Below are 20854 nucleotides of genomic sequence, written 5' to 3'. Positions count from 1 at the left end.
TATCGCAGCCTTCCCGGTCGGCCAAGTCGCCTGTTGGGTAAGAAAGCACTATAGACGATGGGAATATTCGCTCTTTTCACGGGTTTTTCAAACGTTCGGCGAGCGAAGTCGCCAGTTGCGCCGTCAGCCCGTAGACCGACAATTGCGGGTTCGCGCCAATGCTGGTGGGGAACAGCGAGCCGTCGTGGATCGACAGGTTGCTCAGTTGATGGTGCCGGCCAAGGCTGTCGGTCACGGCATTTTTCGGGTCTTCACCCATGGCACAACCGCCCATCACATGGGCACTGCCCAGGCGAGTGCGATACAGCTCAAGGCTCAAACCGTCGATCAGCGTGCGTGCTTCGGCCAGGGTTTTCACGTAGCGCGCGTCGGCGTGCATCGGCATGACGGCGTTGGCGCCACCGGCGAACTGGATCTCGGCCATGCTGTGGAACGCGCGGCGCAAACCGTCCCAGGCGTAGGCTGAAACCTGGTAGTCGAGCGCCGGCGTGTTGTCACCGCGCAGCTCGACACTGCCGCCGGGGCTGTCCGGGTGAAAACCATCGCGCAGCAGCGCCAGCATGGCGTGGGTATGGGGCAGGTTTTCCATGTGCCGGGCGTTTTCCTTGCCGAAACCGCCGAGCAGGGTGGCCGCCAGCGCCGGGTGCAGGGGTGGCACTTCGAGTTTGTAAGCCATCTTGCCGGTCGTGCCGTCCTGCCATTGGAAGTGGTCGGAGTAGATCGACTGCGGCGCGCCGTAGAACGGATTGATCACCTCGTCGAACAGCCCGGCGGACATGTTGACCAGATGCAGAAAAGTCCGTTTTCCCAGCCGCTTGTGCGGGTCTGGCGCATCCGAGCGCAACAGCAGCGCAGGGCTGTTGATCCCGCCGCCGGCCAGTACGTAATGCCGCGCCTTCACCGTGATCGTCTTGCCCGTGGGGGTGACGCAACGGTCGTCCATCGCCACGCACTGCAGGCTCGTGACCTTGCCGTCCTTGATCACCAGTTTTTCCGCGCGAGCCAGATAAATAAGCTCACCCCCCTTTTCCAGGGTCGCTGGAATCGTCGTCACCATCATCGATTGTTTGGCGTTGGTCGGGCAGCCCATGCCGCAATAACCGAGGTTCCAGCAACCACGCACGTTGCGCGGGATGACGTGCCAGGTGTAACCGAGCTTCTCGCAGCCCTTACGGATCACGTCATTGTTGGCGTTGGGCGGAACCATCCACGGCGCGACGCCGAGACGCTGTTCCATTTTCTCGAACCATGGCGCCATCTCCGTGGGGCTGTGGCCTTTGACGTCGTGCTCCCTGGCCCAATGTTCGAGCGTCGGGTCCGGGGTGCGAAAGCTCGACGTCCAGTTGATCAGCGTGGTGCCGCCCACCGCCCGGCCTTGAAGGATGGTGATCGCGCCGTCCTTGCTCATGCGGCCGATGCCTTCCTGATAGAGGCTGGTATAGGCCTGGTCCTCGAGCAACTTGAAATCGCTGCTGGTCTTGAGCGGGCCTTCTTCGATCAGCAACACCTTGTAGCCGGCGGCGCTGAGGATTTCAGCCGTCGTCCCGCCACCGGCGCCGCTGCCGATGATCGCGACGTCCGCTTCGAGGGCCAGGTCTTCGGTCAGTTGCGAGCCGTCGTGGGTTTTCCAGCCGCGGGCCATGCCTTCGCGGAACGGATCGGGTACGGGCATGTTCGGGTTCTCTTATTGTTTTTGGAGGCTGTGGTGATGCGGCTGACGCCTTCGCGGGCAAGCCTCGGTCTCAAACCTTGGGGGGGCCGGGATACCCGCAATGCGCCCACGATTCCGCCCGGCTGTACCACGCCATCATCACCAGTTGCAGCAACGAGCTGTACCCCATGCGCAACAGGCTCAACGAGCTGTTTTCCCAGCGATCAAGAAAGTGCCTGATCTCGTCGGCGCTGGCGTTTTCCCAACTGCCCCAGATGCCGGTCAGTGGCCCACGAGTCACGGCCATCCCCAGCACATCGAACAACTGCCGGGTCAGCTTGAGCATTTCCGGCGACAGGTGATTCAGGCTGTTATCCAGGCTGTGCAAGGTCTGGTCTACCGCCCTCGGCAAACTCCCGGCGACCACGGCCCCCTCGAGCATCACCGGAGTCAACGCCCGCAAAAACAGCAGATCGCCGCTGCGCAGCATCGCGAAACCGTCAGCCGGAATGCTCGACGAACATCCGCTGAGGCTCGCGCCCAACCCGGCCGTGGCCAGGAAAGCGCTCGCGCCGAGGCTGAACTTGAGCAGGCCGCGCCGTGACAGCGCGGGTGTATCGGACAGGCTTGGGCTCATTATTGTTATTACCCGAAGAATTTGATCGTTAGCGGATAAACAGCTTCTGGATCAGTTTCTGGATGGTTTTGCCGTACGGTGGGTAGATCAGCTTCGCCGCGTTGAAGCGCTGTTTGATCAGCACACCTTTGGCCTTGCTGAATGTCAGGAAGCCTTCATGGCCGTGGTAATGGCCCATGCCCGAGGCGCCGATGCCGCCGAACGGCATGTCGTCCTGGGCAACATGCAGCAACGTGTCGTTCAGGCACACGCCACCGGAATGGGTCTCGTGCAGGACGCGGTTTTGTTCGCGCTTGTCGTAGCCGAAGTAATACAGCGCCAACGGACGAGGTCGCTGGCTGATGTAGGCAAATGCTTCATCCAGGTCCTTGTACGGAACGATCGGCAGCAGAGGACCGAAGATTTCGTCCTGCATCACCATCATCTCGTCAGTGACGTTGAGCAGCAGGCTATGGCTCATGCGGCGCCCCTGACCCTGGTCGAACAACGGAATCAGCAGCGCGCCTTTGCTGGTGGCATCGCTGATGTAGCCATTGAGCCGGGCCAGTTGTCGGTCATTGATGATCGCGGTGTAGTCCGGGTTGTCAGCCAGGGTCGGGTAAAATCCGCGAACTGCCTGGCGATAGGCTTCGATGAAAGAGCCCACGCGGTCTTCCGGTACCAGCACGTAGTCCGGGGCCACGCAGGTTTGCCCGGCGTTGAGCGTCTTGCCGAAGGCGATGCGTTCGGCGGCATCTTTCAGTGGCACATCCCGGGAAACGATGGCCGGGGATTTTCCGCCCAGTTCCAGCGTCACTGGCGTCAGGTTCTCGGCGGCCGCGCGCATCACATGTTTGCCGATGCTGGTGGCGCCGGTGAACAGCAGGTGGTCGAAACGCAGGCGGGAGAACGCCACGCCGATATCGGCCTCGCCGAGCACCACGCACACCAGGTCTTCGGGAAAGATCCGGCCCAGCAAAGCCTTGAGCAGCAGGCCGGTGGCGGGGGTCGACTCGCTGAGTTTGAGCATCACCCGATTGCCCGCCGACAACGCACCCACCAAAGGGCCGATGGCCAGATACAGCGGGTAGTTCCAGGGCACGATCACTCCGACCACGCCCAGCGGCTGATAAACGACTTTGGCCGAGGCGGGCTGAAAGGCAACACCGACTTTGCGCCGTGACGGCTTCATCCAGCCCTTGAGGTGCTGACTGGCGTAGTGAATGCCGTGCAGGCTCGGCATCAGTTCGGCGAGCAGGGTTTCATCGGCGCTGCGGTGGCTGAAATCCTGGCTGATGGCATCGATCAGCGCCTGGCGTTCAGTGCTCAACACATCCCGCAACGCTTTGAGCCATTGCTGGCGCTGCGCCGCGGGGGGCATCGGGTTGGCGGCATAGGCTGCACGCTGGGCCTCGAACAGGGTTTGGAGTTCTTCCAGTGGCTGCTGCAGATTCTGGAGGTAGGCAATTTCAGCAGACATGGTCATCTCCGGATTTATTGTTGTGACGAGCTTTTTAGAGTCTATGCTCTAGAAAGTCAAATGACATCCTGGCGCAGCGATGTTTTATCCACGGGCGGATAGGTCGTAAGATGCCCGGCAACGCCCTCTGAATTAAAGCTCAAGCCATGGCCCCACGGATCAAAACCAGCGAGCGCATCGTGCAGAACAGCCTGGAGCTGTTCAATCAGCAGGGCGAGCGCAGCGTCAGCACCAACCACATTGCTGCCCACATGGAAATTTCCCCGGGCAACCTGTACTACCACTTCCCCAACAAGCAGGCGATCATCGCCGTATTGTTCAGTGAGTATGAAAGCCTGGTGGACAGCTTCCTGCGCCCGCCCCAAGGGCGCGCCGCGACGGTGGAGGACAAGCGTTACTACCTCCAGGAGTTGCTGGCAGCCATGTGGCGCTACCGGTTTTTGCACCGTGACCTCGAGCATTTGCTCGACAGCGATCCGGAACTGGCCGCCCGTTATCGGCGTTTTTCCCAGCGCTGCGTGATCCAGGGCACGGCGATCTACAAAGGGTTCGTCGAGGCCGGCATCTTGAAGATGGATCGGGTACAGATCGAATCCCTGACCCTCAACGCCTGGATCATCCTGACGTCCTGGGTGCGTTTCCTGTGCACCACGCGGGAGAACTCCAATCACCTGAGCGAACAGGCAATCAAGCGTGGGGTGTACCAGGTGCTGGTGCTGGAAGCCGGGTTTGTCACGGATCAGTCCCGCGATGCGGTCAACGCCTTGTTCGAGGAGTTTTACGTGCCGTTGGCGCAAGCCCTGGAAGAAGTACAGTAGGATCAGACATCGCCTAATCACTGGAGCCCGTTATGCCCATTGCGCAATTGATCAGCCCGCAAGCACTGGACCTGAAAAAGGAGCAGCCAGGGCTGGTGATTCTGGATTGTCGTTTTGCCCTCGAAGACCCGGATTACGGCCAGCGCAGCTATGCCGAAGGGCATATCGCCGGGTCGAGTTTTGCCGATCTTGAGCGCGACTTGAGCGGGGCAGTGGTCAAAGGAGTGACCGGGCGCCATCCGTTGCCCGAGCCTGGAGAGTTGATCGAGCGTTTGCAGGCCTGGGGCATCAACGCCGACAGCGAAGTGGTTTTGTATGACGATGGTCCCGGCGCCTATGCGGCGCGGGCCTGGTGGTTGCTGGCCTGGCTGGGCAAGCGCGACGGCGTGTTCATTCTCGATGGCGGGCTCAAGGCCTGGCACGCGGCGGGTTTGCCCCTGAGTCTCGATGCCTCTGGTGTTGAACGTGGCACCTTTAACGGGACGCCGGACAACGGGCTGATCCTGAGCGCCGAACAGCTTCAGCAACGTCTCGGCCAACCCGCGATGACCCTGCTCGATGCCCGGGCCTTGCCGCGTTTCAAGGGCGAAGTGGAACCGATCGACCCGATTGCCGGGCACATTCCCAGCGCGCAATGCGCGGCGTTCACCGACAACCTGGGCAGCGACGGGCATTTCCTGCCGGCCGATCAGCTCAAGCAGCGGTTTGCCGAGAAACTGGGCAATCGTTCACCGAATGATCTGGTGGCGTACTGCGGCTCTGGCGTGACGGCGTGTCATAACCTGTTTGCGTTGTGCCTCGCGGGATATCCGTTGGGATCGTTGTATGCCGGGTCGTGGAGCGAGTGGATCAACGAACCTGCGCGGGGCGTCGCCACCGGCGAGTAAAGATCAGAAGATCGCAGCCTCCGGCAGCGCCTGCGCATTCCCACTGTAGGCGCTGCCGAAGGCTGCGATCTTTTTGTTTCTAAAGTCGGGCTCTGCGATACGCCCCCGGCCCCACCCCGTAAACCTGCTTGAACTGCCGATTCAGATGACTCTGGTCGGCAAATCCCAATTGCGTGGCCACTTCCAGCGGCAGACAGCCACTCTGCAATAACCCACGTGCCCGGGCGATGCGCTGCTGTATCAGCCAGGTGTGCGGTGGCATGCCAGTGGCGCGGCGGAACACCCGGGCGAAATGGAACGGCGACAGGTTCACCGCTGCCGCGAGTTCTTCCAGCGAAGGCGGCGCCGCCAATTGCGTCTGCAGGAGTTCCTTGGCCAGGGTCACCGCGCGGTGTTCCTTGCCGGGTTTGCCGGCGTCCGGGACAGCGGCGTGACGTTGCAGCAACGACAGCATCAACTCCCGCCAGGCGGTCTGCTGTTGCAGGGCGGTTGACGGTGTTTCGAGCAGCCGGTGCAGTTGGCAGAAGCCCTTGACCAGATCCGGATCGCGATACAGCGTGGCGCCAAACGCCGGCAAGGTGTGGGTTGGTAGTTCCAGCTCGGTCAGCAGCGAGAGAATCTGCCCGCTGTCGGGATAAAACGCCCGGTACAGCCAACCGTCTTCCGTGCCCTTGTGCCCAGTGTGCAATTCATCCGGATTGATCAACACCAGCGTGCCGCTGCCCGCCAGGTGTTCGGCGCCGCGATAGCGATAACGCTGAGCGCCGGCCATGATCATGCCGATCACGTAACCGTCATGCACATGCGGGGCGAAGCGGTGTTCGATGTAGCGCGCAGACAACAACTCGACCCCGGCCAACGGTGCCGTTTGCCAGAAATGGATCGACTCGCCCTGATCGGTATCCATCGATTTACCCGCGACCCACGGCGGCCAGCCACTGCGGGATGCGCCGTTCCAGGTAGTAACCCGGTTGCCGGAACGTGCCATCGACGAAGCCGACATGCCCGCCCCTGGCTTGCAGCTCGAACTGGGTGCAGGCGGACAATTCCTCGGCTGACGGCAGGCTGTGAGGGAAGACGAACGGGTCGTCGGCGGCCTGAATGATCAGCGTCGGCGTGCGAATCTCCCCAAGGAAATAGCGGCTCGAGGCACGGCGATAGTAATCCTGTGCATCGGTGAAACCATGCAGCGGCGCGGTGACCCGGCCATCGAAATCCCAGAAGGTGCGCATGTTTTCCAGCGAGCCCAGGGCGGCCAGCTTCGCCAGGCCATCCTCGCGCCCGTCATGCTGGAACTGCCGCTGCTTGTTCTTGATGTAGGCGACCATCTCGCGCATGAAGTGCGCCTGATACACCTTCGAGAAACCCTGGCCGATACGGTCGGCGCACTGATCGAGCCGAAACGGCACCGACACTGCCACGGCGCCGACCACGCCGCTGTCGCTGCCGGTCTCGCCCAAGTGTTTGAGCAAAACGTTGCCGCCGAGGGAATAACCGACCGCGTACAGCGGCGCGAGCGGTCGTTTGGCCCGCAGGTGTCTGATGGCTTCGGCGAGGTCTTCACTGGCACCGGAATGGTAGCTGCGTGGCAACAGATTCGGTTCCCCCGAGCAGCCGCGCCAGTTCAGCGCGACGCTGGCCCAGCCCTGGGCACCCAGTACTTTCTGCACGCCGGCCACGTAAGGTGAATTGGAGGAACCGGTCAGGCCGTGCAACACCAGCACCAGCGGCGTATCGGCGCGGTGCGGACCGTGCCAGTCCAGGTCAAGGAAATCACCGTCCTCGAGCCACAAGCGTTCGCGCTCGCGTTCGATGTGCGTGGTTTTGCGCCACAGCGGTCCCCACAAGGTTTGCAAGTGCGGGTTGCCAAGGCCGAAGGCGGGGGTGAAGCGTTCTGGCGGAAAAGACACGATGGCTCTCGATGCAGCGGTGCGCAACCTGTGCGCACCTTTTCAGGCCGGTGGGTTAACCGGCGATCTCTACCATACGTTGCCACAACGAACAGTAGAGTCGCTCGGTTTTCTGCTGGCCGATGCTGCGAAAGTCGCCTGACAGATTGAGCAATTACCTGGCAGGTTTATCTGCAGGCTCCGGCAATGGCTTTTGCGGGACGGTCGGTCCTGCGCTGATGATGACCAATTTGTCCATGCTCAGGTGTTTGTTCAATGCGGTTTTGACCTGCGCTACGGTGAGACGCTGGGACTGCTGCATGAAGTCGTCCAGATGATTCAACGGCAGGTTGTAAAAGCCGATAGACGCCAGTTTCGCGACGATGTGTGCGTTGCTCGCAGTGGACTGCGGGAAGCTGCCGGCCAACGCGCGTTTGGCATCAGCCAGTTCTTTTTCGGTCGGTCCGGTTTTAAGGTAGTCGGCGAGCACGTCCTGTACCAGTTTCAGCGTGCCTTCGCTTGTTTCGGCGCGGGTCTGCAGTTTGATCATGAACGGACCGCGCGCCTGCATCGGCGTGAAGGCTGAAACAACCCCGTACGTCAGGCCACGTTTTTCGCGGACTTCGCTCATCAGTCGAGTGCCGAAACCGCCGCCAAGGATCTGGTTGCCCATGAACAGTGCCGCGTAGTCTGGATTGTCATGGTCGATGCCCAGTTGTGCGAGCATCAGAATGGTCTGTTGCGATGGGAATTCGATGTGGCTTTTGCTGGCATTGGGTTCCATCGGTTGCGGGACTTTCGCCAGGGCCGGGCCTTCGGGCAGGGTCGCGGATATCTTCGCGGCAATGGCTTCCGCTTCGGCACGGGACAAGTCACCCACCAACGAGATCACCACGTTGCCGGCCGCGTAGGCTTTTTCGTGGAACGCGCGCAGCTGGGTCGGGGTGATGGACGGAATGGCTTGCGCCGTGCCATCGCTGGCATGCGCGTACGGATGATCGCCATACAAGCGGTTCATCAACTCCAGGCTCGCCCGTTTGCCCGGGTCATGCTTCTGATCTTCGAAAGCGGCGAGGGTCTGATTGCGCAGGCGCGCATGCGCGTCGTCAGGGAAGGTTGGCTTGCCTACGACTTCGGCGAAGAGGGTCAGTGCCGGATCGCGTTTGTCCTTGGCGCTGAGGCTGCGCAGGGAGACTTGCGCCGTATCCAGATCAGTGCCGGGGGCATACTGTGCGCCCAGGCTTTCGAAACCCTGGGCAATAGCGTTGGCATCACTGCCGGCAACACCTTCGTTGAGCATCAAGTTTGTCAGCATGGCCAGGCCTGGAGTGTCTCCATCCCGGCTGCTGCCGGCAGCGAAGGTCAGACGCACGTCGAACATCGGTAACCCTCTGGCCTCGGCGAACAACACGTTGGCGCCTTCGGTGGTATTCCAGGTCTGTATGTCGAGCAGGCGATGACTTGGCGCCTTGCCGTCGAGCTCAGCCAGCGATTGCAGCATTTGGCTGGAGTTCTCCTTGTCTGGCACTTCGCCGTCGCCGGACTCATCCCCATCCTCTTTATTGGTCTCCATTGGCAGGATATGGGCGACGCTGAGCCGCTCGCGGGTGAAATACAGCGTGGCGGCTTTCTGGATGTCTTCTGGCGTTACGCTTTCCAGCTCGGCCAGTTCGGTGTCCATCCATTTCCACGACAGTCCGAACGTTTCCAGTCGGCCGATAGCGCTGGCCTGGCGGGTGATCGAGTCGCGCTCGTAAACCAGCCCGGCGATGACTTGTGCGCGTACGCGTCCCAGTTCTTCAGTGGTCGGCGGTGTGGTTTTCAGCTGGTCCAGCAGCCTCCACAAACCGGCTTCGGCCTGGGCGATGGTTTTGTTTTTATGGCTGTTGGGTGTTGCCGACAGGAGAAACAGGCTGTCGCCCCGGGTGTAGGCGCTATAGCTCGACGTACCGTCGGACACCAGCTCTTCATCGCGTTGCAGTTGCGTCGGGATGCGCGCGCTGTGGCCATCGCCGAGCAAGGCCGAAATCAGGCGCAAGGCATGCACTGAACGCTTGTCTTTGGCGGTCGCGATACTCGGCACGTTGAAGGCCAGCATCAGGCTGGGCAATTGCGTCTTCACGTGCAGAGTCATCTGGCGCTCACCGGGCCTGGCCAGTTCCAGCGGTCTTTTCGCGGCCGGTACATCGCGTTTGGCGATCGGGCCGAAGTAGCGCTGGGCCTGGGCTTTGACTTCGTCCGCGGTCACGTCGCCGACCACCACCAGCGTGGCGTTGTTCGGCGCATACCAGGACTCATACCAGTGACGCAGTTCTTCGACCTTCATCCGGTCGAGGTCAGCCATCCAGCCGATGGTCGGCGTGTGGTAACCGCTGGCCGGGTAGGCCATGGCCTTGAAGCGTTCGTAGGCCTTGGCCATTGGTTTGTCGTCGGTGGTCTGACGACGTTCTTCCTTGATGACTTCGATTTCCCGGGCAAATTCGTCGGCCGGCAGAAGCAGATTGGCCATGCGGTCCGCTTCCAGTTCGAAGGCCACGCCCAGACGATCACGAGCCAGCGTTTGGTAGTACGCGGTGAAGTCGTTACCGGTGACGGCGTTGAATTGGATACCGAGCTCGCGCAGCAGTGGCAGGATTTTGCCCGGGCCGACTTTTTTGCTGCCCTTGAACATCATGTGTTCCAGCGCGTGGGACAGGCCGGTCTGACCCGGAGGTTCGTAGCTGGCGCCGACCTTGTACCAGACCTGGGAGGCGACCACCGGGGCCCGATGATCCTCGCGCACAATGACCTTGAGGCCATTATCGAGTGTGAACTCGGTAGTCGAACTGGAAGTTGTCTCGTTAGTTAATACTTTCATTCCGTTAATAGTCCTTTGCGTCCATGCGAGTTGTTTCGCAAGTTCACAATGAACTAAAGGAAAAGAATCAGGCAAACCGGGTATGTTGCTGTTTGAGAAAGCGGGAGGGCGCCCTGGACGGACGGTTTGCCGTCCAGGTGATTACTTTAAGAAGACACTTCAGTGCTTCGCTGCCACAGCGAGTAGTAGACGCGCCCGGATTTCTGCTCGCGGTGCAGGCGCCAGTTCGCCGGCAAACCAAGCGTCGAAGGGGCGGTTTCGCTCTCGGTGTACACCCAGGCGTCGTTCGCCAGCCATTGGCGCTCTTCCAGCAGAGTGCAGACGGTGGGCAACAGGTTCTGGTTGAACGGCGGATCGAGGAACACCAGGTCGTAAGCCACTGCTGGCTGGGTTTCCAGGTAGCGCAGGGCATCGGCCGTCTGGATCTGGCCGGTGGTGCAGCGCAGGGTGCCCAGATGTTCCTTGATGCTTGAGACGGCGATGTTGCTGGCGTCCAGCGCCTGGCCCATCGCCGCGCCACGGGACAGCGCCTCGAGGAACAGCGCGCCGCTGCCGGCGAACGGGTCAAAGACCTTGGCCCCGGGCACATAAGGTGCAAGCCAGTTGAACAAGGTTTCACGCACTCGGTCTGGCGTGGGGCGCAGGCCGGGTGCATCGGGGAAGCTCAGCTTTCGGCTGCCCCATTCACCGCCGATGATGCGCAGTTGATTCACGCCGTTGTGCACGTTGTGAACAGGTTTTTTAGGACGAGTGGCCATTAATGCTCCGGAACCCCGAGCGGCTGCTCGGCAGGTTTATCAGTAGGGGCCGGTAACGGCTTTTGCGGCACGGTCGGGCCAGCGCTGACGATGACCATTTTGTCCGTGCTCAGGTGTTTGTTCAGTGCCGTTTTGACTTGCTCGACGGTCAGGCTTTGGGACTGCTGCATGAAGTCCTCCAGATAGCTCAACGGCAGGTTGTAGAACCCCATCGCGCCGAGCTGGCCGACGATATCCGCGTTGCTGGCGGTGGACAGCGGGAAGCTGCCGGCCAGTTCACGCTTGGCGTCGTCGAGTTCTTTCTCGGTCGGTCCGGTTTTAAGGTAGTCGGCGAGCACATCCTGCACCAGTTTCAGCGTGCCTTCACTCATCTCGGCACGGGTCTGCAGATTGATCATGAACGGGCCGCGCGCCTGCATCGGGGTAAAGCCCGAATACACGCCGTACGTCAGGCCGCGCTTCTCGCGCACTTCGCTCATCAAACGGGTGCCAAACCCACCGCCGCCGAGGATCTGGTTGCCCATGGACAGCGCGGCGTAATCCGGGTCGTCACGGTCGATGCCCAGTTGCGCGAGCATCAGGTTGGTCTGCTTGGACGGGAACTCGATGTGGCCGATGCTGGCTTTTGGCTCGTCCGGTTGCGGCAATTTCGCCAGGGCAGGGCCTTTCGGCAGCGCGCCGGAGACTTGCGCAGCCATCGCCTCGGCTTCGGCGCGGGACAGGTCGCCCACCAGCGCAATCACCACGTTGCCGGCGGCGTAGGCTTTCTCATGGAACGCCTTCAACTGAGCCAGGGTAATGGCTGGAACGGTTTTCGCCGTGCCATCGCTGGAATGCGCGTAAGGGTGGTCGCCGTACAAGCGGTTCATCAGCTCGATGCTGGCGAGTTTGCCGGGGTTCTGTTTCTGGTATTCGAAGCCGGCGAGCATCTGGTTCTTGATGCGCGCAAACGAATCGGCGGGGAAGGTCGGTTTGCCGACGACTTCGGAGAACAGTTTCAGTGCGGGCTCGCGTTTGTCCGCGGCGCTGAGGCTGCGCAACGAGGCCAGTGCCATGTCCTTGAACGCGCCGTTGCCGAAGTCGGCACCCAGGCCTTCAAAGCCCTGGGCAATGGCGCCAACATCTTTGCCGGCCACGCCTTCGTTGAGCATTGCGTTGGTCAGCACGGCCAGGCCCGGCGCATCGCCGTCCTGGCTGCTGCCGGCGGCGAAGATCAGGCGCATGTCGAACATCGGCAACTCGCGGGCCTCGACGAACAGCACCTTGGCGCCTTCGGCCGTGTTCCAGGTCTGTACGTCCAGCGTGCGGCGACTCGGCGCCTTGCCGTCGAGTTCGGCCAGCGATTGCAGCTTCTGGCTGGACTTGGCCTTGTCGAGGGCTTCGCTGGCGATGGATTCGTCAGTCTTCGAGAAATAGAAGGCCGCGGAGCCGATCAGGGCAACAGCAATCAGGCCAATCAGGGCCAGACGTGGTTTTTTACGCTCACTCATGAGTCGTCTCCAGTGGCAGGACATGGGCGACGCTGAGACGTTCGCGGGTGAAATACAGCTTGGCGGCTTTCTGGATGTCCTCTGGCGTGACGCTTTCCAGTTCGGCCAGTTCGGTGTCCATCAGCTTCCACGACAGGCCGACCGTTTCCAGTTGGCCGATGGCGGTCGCCTGGCTGGTGATCGAGTCACGCTCGTAAACCAGGCCGGCAATCACCTGGGCCCGCACGCGCTCCAGCTCTTCGGCCGATGGCGCGGTGGTTTTCAGCTGTTCGAGCAGCTTCCACAACCCGGCTTCGGCCTGGGCCATGGTTTTGTTCTTCTGGGTGTTCGGCGTTGCCGAAAGCGTGAACAGGCTGTCGCCGCGGGTGTAGGCGTCGTAGCTCGACGAGCCGCCGGACACCAGCTCTTCGCCGCGTTCCAGTTGTGTCGGGATGCGTCCGCTGTAGCCGCCGTCGAGCAGGGCCGAGATCAGGCGCAAGGCGTTGACTGAACGCTTGTCTTGAGCGGTGGCGATGCTCGGTACGTTGAAGCCCAGCATCAGGCTCGGCAATTGCGTCTGCACATGCAGGGTGATCTGCCGCTCGCCGGGTTCGGCCAGTTCCATCGGGATTTTCGCCGGCGGCACATCACGCTTGGCGATCGGACCGAAATAGCGCTGGGCCAGGGTTTTGACCTCTTCCGGGGTCACGTCGCCGACCACCACCAGCGTGGCGTTGTTCGGCACGTACCAGGATTGGTACCAGTGGCGCAGCTCTTCGACTTTCATGCGGTCGAGGTCCGCCATCCAGCCGATGGTCGGCGTGTGATAGCCGCTGGCCGGGTAAGCCATGGCCTTGAAGCGTTCGTAGGCCTTGGACATCGGCTTGTCGTCAGTGCGCAAGCGGCGTTCTTCTTTGATGACTTCGATTTCGCGGGCGAATTCGTCAGCCGGCAGGCGCAGGCTGGCCATGCGGTCCGCTTCGAGTTCGAAGGCCACGCCCAGACGGTCGCGGGCCAGCACTTGATAGTAGGCAGTGAAGTCGTCGCTGGTGAACGCGTTCTCTTCCGCGCCGAGGTCGCGCAGGATCAGCGAGGCCTCGCCGGGGCCGACTTTCTCGCTGCCCTTGAACATCATGTGTTCCAGCGCATGGGACAAGCCGGTTTGCCCCGGTGTCTCGTAGCTTGAACCGACCTTGTACCAGACTTGGGAAACCACCACCGGCGCACGATGGTCTTCACGCACGACGACCTTCAGGCCATTGTCGAGGGTGAATTCGTGGGTGGGTTGCGGATCGGCAGCGAGGGCTGAAAGTGGCAGACAAACTGTGCTGAGCAGCAGGCCTGCAGCGCGGCGGGCTAGAGCATTCATTCGTTTTTTAAACCTGTTGAGCTGCCCGCTTGGTCTTAGCGTCGGCGGGCGAGAGGGTGCTAGGATACTGATCCGTTTTACTGGCGGCCACGCCTATCAGGCCATTGCGTTTGATCAGGTTGTATGGGTTTGCGGCAGAAGGCTACGTTTTATCAGCTAAACTCCACCTTTTCGCCGATTTTGCCGCATCAGTCTTTCGTGAAATCGTTTTTGTAAGGCGCCATTTGCACCTCTACAAAATGTTGCGCGTGAACAAGCGGGGTCAATCGCAGTCTGTTCTGCATCGAATATTTACTTGCCGAGGCGCCCTTTGGCGCGTCGCTACCGTGAGATAGCCGTCCTCCATGTTTGGTTCCAACGACGACAAGAAAGCCCCAGCTGCGGCTGGCGAGAAGAAAAGCCTGTTCGGATGGCTGCGCAAAAAGCCGCAGGAAACCGTCGTCGAACAGCCACAGCCACTCCCTGAGCCAGCCCCGGCGCCTGTAATAGAAGAAGAGCTGGCGCCGATTGTCCTGCCGAATGCCGAACCGGTGCTGCAACCGATGGCTGAGGCGCAAGCTGAGGTCGTGGCCGAACAGCCGCTGACACCAGCCGCCGAGCCGTGGCTGACATTGCCGGTGGCGGAAGAGCCGGTGGCTTTGGTCGAAGACGAATTGGCACCGCACATTACGCCGCCGATTCCAGCGCCGACTGCGTTCGCGCCTGAGCCGATTCAGGCTCCGGTGGTTGAACCGACTCTTGAGCCGGTTGTTGTGGCCGCGCCTGCGCCGGTTGTTCCGGAGCCTGTGATTCCAGCCTTCGTCGCTCCAGCCGCTCCGGTTGTTCCTGTTGTTCCTATTGTTCCTATTGTTCCTATTGTTCCAGCGCCAGAGCCCGCACCGGTCGTCGCTCCCGTGGCCGCCGCGCCGGTCGTGCCGGTCGAAACACCCGCCGAGCCAGCGCGCACCGAAGAAACCAAGGCCGGTTTCTTCGCTCGCCTCAAGCAAGGCCTGTCCAAGACCAGCGCCAGCATCGGCGAAGGCATGGCCAGCCTGTTCCTCGGCAAGAAGATCATCGATGACGAGCTGCTCGAAGACATCGAAACCCGTTTGCTGACGGCCGACGTCGGCGTTGAAGCCACTTCGGTCATCATCCAGCGCCTGACCCAAAAGGTTGCGCGTAAAGAGCTGGCGGATGCCGACGCTCTCTACAAGTCCCTGCAGGCTGAACTGGCGGCAATGCTCAAGCCGGTCGAGCAGCCGCTGAAAATCACTTCGCAAAACAAACCGTTCGTGATTCTGGTCGTCGGTGTCAACGGCGCCGGCAAGACCACCACCATCGGCAAACTGGCGAAGAAACTGCAACTCGAAGGCAAGAAAGTCATGCTCGCGGCGGGTGATACCTTCCGTGCCGCGGCGGTCGAGCAATTGCAGGTCTGGGGCGAGCGCAACAAGATTCCGGTGATCGCCCAGCACACTGGCGCCGACTCGGCTTCGGTGATCTTCGACGCCGTGCAGGCGGCCAAGGCTCGTGGCATTGACGTGTTGATCGCCGACACCGCCGGTCGTCTGCACACCAAAGACAATTTGATGGAAGAGTTGAAGAAGGTTCGCCGGGTGATCGGCAAGCTCGACGCCGACGCACCGCACGAGGTGCTGCTGGTGCTCGATGCCGGCACCGGTCAGAACGCGATCAACCAGGCCAAGCAATTCAACCAGACCGTCGAACTGACCGGCCTGGCGCTGACCAAGCTCGACGGCACCGCCAAGGGCGGGGTGATTTTCGCCCTGGCCAAGCAGTTTGGCCTGCCGATTCGCTACATCGGCGTCGGTGAAGGCATCGATGACTTGCGCACTTTTGAAGCAGAACCCTTTGTCCAGGCATTGTTTGCCGAGCGGGAGCGTTCATGATTCGTTTCGAACAGGTCGGTAAACGCTACCCGAACGGTCACGTCGGCTTGCATGAGCTGAGCTTTCGAGTCCGTCGGGGCGAGTTCTTGTTTGTGACCGGCCACTCCGGCGCTGGTAAAAGCACCTTGTTGCGGCTGCTGCTGGCGATGGAGCGTCCGACCACCGGCAAGTTGCTGCTGGCCGGCCAGGACCTCGGCACCATCAGCAATGCGCAAATTCCTTTCCTGCGCCGGCAGATTGGCGTGGTGTTCCAGAATCACCAGTTGCTGTTCGATCGCACCGTGTTCAATAACGTCGCGCTGCCACTGCAGATCCTCGGTCTTTCCAAGGCCGAGATCGCCAAGCGTGTGGATTCGGCCCTGGAGCGGGTGGCGCTGTCGGATAAAACCGATCTGTACCCCGGCGACCTGTCCACCGGCCAGCAGCAACGCGTCGGCATCGCCCGCGCCATCGTTCACCGGCCGGCGCTGCTGTTGGCGGATGAGCCGACCGGTAACCTCGATCCGCGTCTGGCGGCCGAGATCATGGGCGTGTTCGAAGACATCAACCGCTTGGGCACCAGCGTGCTGATCGCCAGTCACGACCTGGCCTTGATCGCTCGCATGCGTCATCGCATGTTGACCCTGCAACGCGGCCGACTGATCGGCGACGGGGAGGCCGGCGTATGAGTGCGACACGCAGCCCTAAGGTTTCCGAGCGCGTGGCGCCGAAAGCCGCCGACCCGCAACCGCAGAAGAAAAAACGCGACGATGACGACGGCCCGGACTTTGCCACGCTGTTCCGCGCCTGGGTCGAAAGCCATCGCGCCAGTCTGCTGGACAGTTTGCGTCGCCTGGGCAAGCAGCCCATCGGTAGTTTCTTCACCTGCATGGTGATGGCGGTGGCCCTGAGTTTGCCGATGGGCCTGTCACTTTTGCTAAGCAACGTCGAGCGTCTCGGCGGTTCCTGGCAGCGTGCGGCGCAGATTTCCCTGTACCTGCAACTTGAGGCCAGCCCGGCTGAAGGCGAGTCGTTGCGCGACCAGATCAAAGGCATTCCCGGCGTCGCCGATGCTGAATATGTCGGCCGTGATCAAGCGCTGGAAGAGTTTCAGCAGCAGTCCGGACTGGGCGAGGCGCTGAAGGAGTTGCCGGAAAACCCCTTGCCAGGCGTGGTACTGGTGACGCCGAACGAAGTCGACAAGCCTGCGCTTGAAGCATTACGACAAAAACTTTCCGAGCTGCCGAAGGTACAACAGGCACAACTTGATCTAGTCTGGGTCGAGCGTCTGGCAGCTATCCTGAAGCTGGGCGACCGTTTTGTCTTCGGTCTGACCGTGCTTCTGGTTTCTGCATTACTTTTGGTGATAGGCAATACCATTCGTCTTCATATTGAAAACCGCCGCACAGAGATAGAAGTGATTAAACTCGTCGGCGGCACTGACAGTTATGTGCGCCGGCCCTTTCTGTATATGGGCGCGCTGTATGGCTTCGGTGCGGGGTTGCTTTCCTGGGGTGTATTGGCGTTCGGCCTGAACTGGCTGAACGACGCGGTGGTCGGGCTGGCGGGTTTGTACGGCAGTGATTTCGCGCTGGCCGGAGTGCCGGTTGCCGACGGTCTGTCGCTCTTGCTTGGCGCGGTGCTGTTAGGGTATATCGGTGCATGGATTGCAGTCGCACGCCACCTGAGGGAGCTTGCGCCTAAGTAGTATCATTTTGCTCGTATTGACCTTTCAGCGTTTATGGGTTCAGGGAACTTGTTCTTCGGTTTCCGGTCAATTTTCGCAGTGCTGAACTGCACGAGTTTGTAAGTCGGAGGTTTTTTCGTATGACCAATTCTTTGCAACCTGCATATGCTCTGGTCCCGGGTGCGAACCTGGAGGCCTACGTGCACACCGTCAACAGCATTCCATTGCTGACGCCGGAGCAGGAGCGTGAACTGGCCGAGAGTCTCTATTATGAGCAGGATTTGGGGGCGGCTCGGCAGATGGTGCTCGCCCACCTGCGTTTTGTCGTACATATCGCCCGTAGCTATTCCGGCTACGGCCTGGCTCAGGCTGACCTGATCCAGGAAGGCAACGTCGGCCTGATGAAGGCCGTGAAGCGCTTCAACCCGGAAATGGGTGTGCGTCTGGTTTCGTTCGCTGTGCACTGGATCAAGGCGGAAATCCACGAGTTCATCCTGCGCAACTGGCGCATCGTGAAAGTCGCGACCACCAAGGCCCAGCGCAAGCTCTTCTTCAACCTGCGCAGCCAGAAGAAACGTCTGGCGTGGCTGAACAACGAGGAAGTCCACCGTGTGGCGGAAAGCCTCGGCGTAGAGCCGCGGGAAGTGCGCGAGATGGAAAGTCGCCTGACCGGCCATGACATGGCTTTCGACCCGGCTGCAGAAGCGGACGACGACAGTGCTTTCCAGTCGCCGGCCAACTATCTGGAAGACCACCGGTACGACCCGGCCCGTCAACTGGAAGATGCCGACTGGAGCGACAACTCCAACCACAACCTGCACGAAGCGCTGGAAGTGCTGGACGACCGCAGCCGTGACATTCTTTATCAGCGCTGGTTGGCTGAAGAGAAAGCCACGCTGCACGACCTGGCGCAGAAGTACAACGTGTCGGCCGAGCGTATTCGTCAGCTTGAGAAGAGCGCGATGAACAAGCTCAAGTTGTCGATCGCTGCGTAACCTGCGAGAAGGCAATAAAAAACGCCCCGATCATTGATCGGGGCGTTTTTTATTGCCCATTTATCCGGCTGGCGCCGGCCCCTGTGGGAGTGAGCCTGCTCGCGATGGCGTCAGGTCAGTCGGTACAGATGTTGAATAATCTACCGCTATCGCGAGCAGGCTCGCTCCCACAGGGGATTTGCGGTGTTATTGGGACCAAGGCGCCCGGCGTGAATCGTTGAGCCCCAGCAGATAGCTATCACCACCCAGCTGACTCATCTGCTGCCGAATCCACCCAGCCCGCCGCGCAACATAATTGGTCGGATGACTCGCGCTCCACACCCTTGGATTGGGTAGAACGGCAGCCAGCAAACTCGCTTGCTGGCGCGACAAAGAACGAGCGCCAACACCAAAGTGATGCCTGGCCGCCGCTTCCGCGCCAAACACGCCGTCATCCCACTCGACGCTGTTCAAGTAAACCTCAAGAATCCGCTGCTTGGGCCAAAACACCTCGATCAACCCGGTAAACCAGGCTTCCAGCCCTTTGCGCAACCAACTGCGCCCGGACCACAAAAACAGGTTTTTCGAGACTTGCTGGCTCAATGTACTGGCGCCGCGCACCGAACCGCCCAGCTCGTTGTGGGCCAGTGCGGCCCGGATCGCACCCAGGTCAAAACCCCAATGCTCCGGGAATTTCTGATCTTCGCCGGCAATCACTGCGACTTTAAGGTCGTCAGATATTTCATCCCAGGGTTTCCAGGTGCGTTGCAGGTCAATCGGCTCCCCGTCGATCCAGGATTCGATCTTGCGCTCGACCATCAGCGCCGTACCCGGTGGCGGCACCACGCGAAAAATCAGAACCAGCAATACGCTGCCACCCGCGAACCAGAGCAGGGCCTTCGTGAATCGTCGTAAAAATAAACGCAGCATAGAGATGGCTTGGCCGAACCCGTTGAGCGGGCCATTATACAGACCCTGTTGATCGAGTCTGACTGGAGTTCTTCATGCTGCGTGGCTTTCTGATGCTGGCCGCTTTTTTCGGCTTCACTGGCGTTGCCCTTGGCGCGTTCGCCGCCCATGGCCTGAAAAACCGGCTGACGCCTGAATACCTGGCGATCTTCCACACTGGCGTCACCTACCAACTGGTGCACACCCTGGCTCTGTTGGGTATAGCGTTGCTGGCCACACAGGTTCAGGGGCGCTTGATCACATGGGCTGGCGCTTCGTTTGCCATCGGTATTCTGCTGTTTTCCGGCAGCCTGTACCTGTTGACCCTGACCGGCATCAGCAAGCTCGGGATCATCACACCCTTCGGCGGCCTGGCATTTCTGGTCGGCTGGCTCTGCCTGGGCCTTGCCGCCTGGCGGTTGAGCTGACCGGGCGGTCCATTTCATGACGAATGGCTTGGGTCGCCAAGACTGATCGGGCTAGAATGCCTGCCCCTAAAAATGATGGCGGCATTCGGCATGCGCATTCAGTTGAACGGCGAATCCCTTGAACTGCCCGACGGTGAAACCGTTGCGGCCCTGCTGACCCGTCTGGATCTGACCGGACGCCGGGTGGCGGTCGAACTCAATCTGGATATCGTCCCGCGCAGCCAGCACGCAGAAACCACGCTGAACGACGGCGATTCCGTCGAAGTGGTGCACGCCATCGGCGGCGGCTAGTCGCCCGGCCCCTAAGGGCACAGAATTCTGCAAGAACCTCACCCCTACAGAGGATTTCCCATGAGCATCGTTCGTAGCGACAAGCCCTTCGTCCTGGCCGGTCGTACTTACCAGTCGCGTTTGCTGGTAGGCACCGGCAAGTACCGCGACATGGAAGAAACCCGCCTGGCCATCGAGGCCTCGGGTGCCGAGATCGTCACCTTCGCCGTGCGCCGTACCAACCTCGGCCAGAATGCGGGCGAACCGAACCTGCTCGAAGTCCTGTCGCCGGATCGTTACACCTTCCTGCCGAACACCGCCGGTTGCTTCGACGCTACCGAGGCAGTGCGCACCTGCCGCCTGGCCCGTGAGCTGCTCGGCGGTCACAACCTGGTGAAGCTGGAAGTGCTGGCGGACCAGAAAACCCTGTTCCCCAACGTCATCGAAACCCTCAAGGCCGCCGAAGTGCTGGTCAAGGAAGGTTTCGACGTGATGGTGTACACCAGTGATGACCCGATCATTGCCCGTCAACTGGCGGAAATCGGCGTTATCGCGGTCATGCCGCTGGCCGGTCTGATCGGCACGGGCCTGGGGATCTGCAACCCGTACAACCTGCAGATCATCCTCGAAGAAGCCAAGATTCCGGTGTTGGTGGATGCCGGTGTCGGTACGGCTTCCGACGCCACCATCGCCATGGAACTGGGGTGTGAAGCGGTGCTGATGAACTCGGCCATCGCCCATGCCCAGCAGCCGATCATGATGGCTGAAGCCATGAAACACGCCATCGTTGCGGGCCGCCTGGCCTACCTCGCCGGCCGCATGCCGAAAAAACTCTATGCCAGCGCCTCTTCGCCGCTGGATGGTCTGATCAAGTAAGAGCCATTG

At 60.9% G+C, this 20854-nt stretch carries 19 protein-coding genes and 2 pseudogenes; 10 read left to right on the top strand and 11 right to left on the bottom strand.

Features of this window, described 5'->3' with window-relative positions; translation table 11 throughout:
• Nucleotides 1-76 precede the first annotated feature (76 nt).
• From B723_RS03110 to B723_RS03100, 3 genes are all read right to left on the bottom strand, one after another.
• Nucleotides 77-1672: a GMC family oxidoreductase gene (locus B723_RS03110; protein WP_017341301.1), complete on the bottom strand. Its 1596-nt coding sequence runs from the start codon at nucleotides 1670-1672 to the stop codon at nucleotides 77-79.
• A gap of 70 nt (nucleotides 1673-1742) precedes the next feature.
• Nucleotides 1743-2288, bottom strand: coding sequence for a hypothetical protein (locus B723_RS03105; protein ID WP_017341300.1), 546 nt, complete (start codon nucleotides 2286-2288; stop codon nucleotides 1743-1745).
• Between the two features lie 28 nt (nucleotides 2289-2316).
• Entirely contained in the window at nucleotides 2317-3765 is a 1449-nt protein-coding gene (locus B723_RS03100; protein WP_425311816.1) for a coniferyl aldehyde dehydrogenase, read from the bottom strand.
• A gap of 128 nt (nucleotides 3766-3893) precedes the next feature.
• Here B723_RS03100 and B723_RS03095 point away from each other — a divergent pair, with 128 nt between their 5' ends.
• Together B723_RS03095 and B723_RS03090 are read left to right on the top strand one after the other, a co-directional pair.
• Complete coding sequence (locus B723_RS03095) at nucleotides 3894-4565, top strand: TetR/AcrR family transcriptional regulator (RefSeq protein WP_017341298.1); 672 nt, start codon at nucleotides 3894-3896, stop codon at nucleotides 4563-4565.
• Nucleotides 4566-4597: 32 nt separating this feature from the next.
• Complete coding sequence (locus B723_RS03090) at nucleotides 4598-5452, top strand: sulfurtransferase (protein WP_017341297.1); 855 nt, start codon at nucleotides 4598-4600, stop codon at nucleotides 5450-5452.
• 79 nt (nucleotides 5453-5531) lie between these two features.
• Here the strand turns inward: B723_RS03090 and B723_RS03085 are convergent, their stop codons facing one another.
• Nucleotides 5532-6359: an AraC family transcriptional regulator gene (locus tag B723_RS03085; RefSeq protein ID WP_017341296.1), complete on the bottom strand. Its 828-nt coding sequence runs from the start codon at nucleotides 6357-6359 to the stop codon at nucleotides 5532-5534.
• A gap of 4 nt (nucleotides 6360-6363) precedes the next feature.
• On the bottom strand, nucleotides 6364-7362 hold the full coding sequence (locus B723_RS03080; protein ID WP_017341295.1) for a hydrolase: 999 nt from the start codon (nucleotides 7360-7362) through the stop codon (nucleotides 6364-6366).
• 1 nt (nucleotide 7363) lies between these two features.
• Between B723_RS03080 and B723_RS33330 the strand changes: the two genes are divergently transcribed.
• Nucleotides 7364-7504: a hypothetical protein gene (locus B723_RS33330; RefSeq protein ID WP_158488425.1), complete on the top strand. Its 141-nt coding sequence runs from the start codon at nucleotides 7364-7366 to the stop codon at nucleotides 7502-7504.
• Between the two features lie 12 nt (nucleotides 7505-7516).
• Here the strand turns inward: B723_RS33330 and B723_RS33570 are convergent.
• From B723_RS33570 to B723_RS03055, 5 genes and pseudogenes are all read right to left on the bottom strand, one after another.
• Nucleotides 7517-8872: pseudogene (locus B723_RS33570) on the bottom strand (M16 family metallopeptidase); the annotation flags it as partial.
• A 24-nt stretch (nucleotides 8873-8896) separates the two neighbouring features.
• A pseudogene (locus tag B723_RS33565) lies at nucleotides 8897-10162 on the bottom strand (M16 family metallopeptidase); the annotation flags it as partial.
• Between the two features lie 182 nt (nucleotides 10163-10344).
• On the bottom strand, nucleotides 10345-10956 hold the full coding sequence (rsmD, locus tag B723_RS03065) for a 16S rRNA (guanine(966)-N(2))-methyltransferase RsmD (RefSeq protein WP_017341294.1): 612 nt from the start codon (nucleotides 10954-10956) through the stop codon (nucleotides 10345-10347).
• Nucleotides 10956-12446, bottom strand: coding sequence for a M16 family metallopeptidase (locus B723_RS03060; protein ID WP_017341293.1), 1491 nt, complete (start codon nucleotides 12444-12446; stop codon nucleotides 10956-10958). Before B723_RS03060 ends, rsmD begins: the two co-directional genes overlap by 1 nt.
• A complete protein-coding gene (locus B723_RS03055; protein WP_017341292.1) occupies nucleotides 12439-13794 on the bottom strand; it encodes a M16 family metallopeptidase in 1356 nt (451 codons plus the stop codon). Before B723_RS03055 ends, B723_RS03060 begins: the two co-directional genes overlap by 8 nt.
• 344 nt (nucleotides 13795-14138) lie before the next feature.
• On the opposite strand from B723_RS03055, the gene ftsY reads away from it, so the two are divergent.
• From ftsY to rpoH, 4 genes are all read left to right on the top strand, one after another.
• Nucleotides 14139-15683, top strand: a complete 1545-nt coding sequence (gene ftsY, locus B723_RS03050) for a signal recognition particle-docking protein FtsY (RefSeq protein ID WP_017341291.1) — start codon at nucleotides 14139-14141, stop codon at nucleotides 15681-15683.
• Nucleotides 15680-16351, top strand: coding sequence for a cell division ATP-binding protein FtsE (ftsE, locus tag B723_RS03045; protein ID WP_017341290.1), 672 nt, complete (start codon nucleotides 15680-15682; stop codon nucleotides 16349-16351). Before ftsY ends, ftsE begins: the two co-directional genes overlap by 4 nt.
• Complete coding sequence (ftsX, locus tag B723_RS03040; RefSeq protein ID WP_017341289.1) at nucleotides 16348-17370, top strand: permease-like cell division protein FtsX; 1023 nt, start codon at nucleotides 16348-16350, stop codon at nucleotides 17368-17370. Before ftsE ends, ftsX begins: the two co-directional genes overlap by 4 nt.
• 119 nt (nucleotides 17371-17489) lie before the next feature.
• On the top strand, nucleotides 17490-18344 hold the full coding sequence (gene rpoH / locus B723_RS03035) for an RNA polymerase sigma factor RpoH (RefSeq protein WP_007897890.1): 855 nt from the start codon (nucleotides 17490-17492) through the stop codon (nucleotides 18342-18344).
• Nucleotides 18345-18530: 186 nt separating this feature from the next.
• On the opposite strand, the gene mtgA is transcribed toward rpoH, so the two are convergent.
• Nucleotides 18531-19253 (bottom strand): monofunctional biosynthetic peptidoglycan transglycosylase, encoded by a 723-nt coding sequence (mtgA, locus tag B723_RS03030; protein ID WP_017341288.1) that lies wholly within the window; start codon nucleotides 19251-19253, stop codon nucleotides 18531-18533.
• Between the two features lie 74 nt (nucleotides 19254-19327).
• On the opposite strand from mtgA, the gene B723_RS03025 reads away from it, so the two are divergent.
• The 3 genes from B723_RS03025 (at nucleotide 19328) to B723_RS03015 (ending at nucleotide 20845) form a co-directional block, all read left to right on the top strand.
• The gene (locus B723_RS03025; protein WP_017341287.1) at nucleotides 19328-19699 is read left to right on the top strand and encodes a DUF423 domain-containing protein; all 372 of its coding nucleotides are present in this window, start codon (nucleotides 19328-19330) and stop codon (nucleotides 19697-19699) included.
• A 90-nt stretch (nucleotides 19700-19789) separates the two neighbouring features.
• Nucleotides 19790-19990, top strand: a complete 201-nt coding sequence (thiS, locus tag B723_RS03020) for a sulfur carrier protein ThiS (RefSeq protein WP_162491065.1) — start codon at nucleotides 19790-19792, stop codon at nucleotides 19988-19990.
• Nucleotides 19991-20050: 60 nt separating this feature from the next.
• Nucleotides 20051-20845 carry a thiazole synthase gene (locus B723_RS03015; protein ID WP_017341285.1) on the top strand — a complete coding sequence of 265 codons (795 nt, stop codon included), beginning with the start codon at nucleotides 20051-20053 and terminating at the stop codon, nucleotides 20843-20845.
• Nucleotides 20846-20854 lie beyond the last annotated feature (9 nt).

This window comes from Pseudomonas fluorescens NCIMB 11764, assembly GCF_000293885.2.
Classification (GTDB): Bacteria; Pseudomonadota; Gammaproteobacteria; order Pseudomonadales; family Pseudomonadaceae; genus Aquipseudomonas; species Aquipseudomonas fluorescens_B.
Note: the sequence above shows the minus strand (reverse complement) of the source record. Positions and strands in the feature narration are given on the sequence as shown.

Coding starts and splice junctions, on each gene's coding strand:
- B723_RS03110 (WP_017341301.1), bottom strand. CDS start 1,672: ATGCCCGTACCCGATCCGTTCCGCGAAGGCATGGCCCGCGGCTGGAAA.
- B723_RS03105 (WP_017341300.1), bottom strand. CDS start 2,288: ATGAGCCCAAGCCTGTCCGATACACCCGCGCTGTCACGGCGCGGCCTG.
- B723_RS03095 (WP_017341298.1), top strand. CDS start 3,894: ATGGCCCCACGGATCAAAACCAGCGAGCGCATCGTGCAGAACAGCCTG.
- B723_RS03090 (WP_017341297.1), top strand. CDS start 4,598: ATGCCCATTGCGCAATTGATCAGCCCGCAAGCACTGGACCTGAAAAAG.
- B723_RS03085 (WP_017341296.1), bottom strand. CDS start 6,359: ATGGATACCGATCAGGGCGAGTCGATCCATTTCTGGCAAACGGCACCG.
- B723_RS33330 (WP_158488425.1), top strand. CDS start 7,364: ATGGCTCTCGATGCAGCGGTGCGCAACCTGTGCGCACCTTTTCAGGCC.
- rsmD (WP_017341294.1), bottom strand. CDS start 10,956: ATGGCCACTCGTCCTAAAAAACCTGTTCACAACGTGCACAACGGCGTG.
- B723_RS03060 (WP_017341293.1), bottom strand. CDS start 12,446: ATGAGTGAGCGTAAAAAACCACGTCTGGCCCTGATTGGCCTGATTGCT.
- B723_RS03055 (WP_017341292.1), bottom strand. CDS start 13,794: ATGAATGCTCTAGCCCGCCGCGCTGCAGGCCTGCTGCTCAGCACAGTT.
- ftsY (WP_017341291.1), top strand. CDS start 14,139: ATGTTTGGTTCCAACGACGACAAGAAAGCCCCAGCTGCGGCTGGCGAG.
- ftsE (WP_017341290.1), top strand. CDS start 15,680: ATGATTCGTTTCGAACAGGTCGGTAAACGCTACCCGAACGGTCACGTC.
- ftsX (WP_017341289.1), top strand. CDS start 16,348: ATGAGTGCGACACGCAGCCCTAAGGTTTCCGAGCGCGTGGCGCCGAAA.
- rpoH (WP_007897890.1), top strand. CDS start 17,490: ATGACCAATTCTTTGCAACCTGCATATGCTCTGGTCCCGGGTGCGAAC.
- mtgA (WP_017341288.1), bottom strand. CDS start 19,253: ATGCTGCGTTTATTTTTACGACGATTCACGAAGGCCCTGCTCTGGTTC.
- B723_RS03025 (WP_017341287.1), top strand. CDS start 19,328: ATGCTGCGTGGCTTTCTGATGCTGGCCGCTTTTTTCGGCTTCACTGGC.
- thiS (WP_162491065.1), top strand. CDS start 19,790: ATGCGCATTCAGTTGAACGGCGAATCCCTTGAACTGCCCGACGGTGAA.
- B723_RS03015 (WP_017341285.1), top strand. CDS start 20,051: ATGAGCATCGTTCGTAGCGACAAGCCCTTCGTCCTGGCCGGTCGTACT.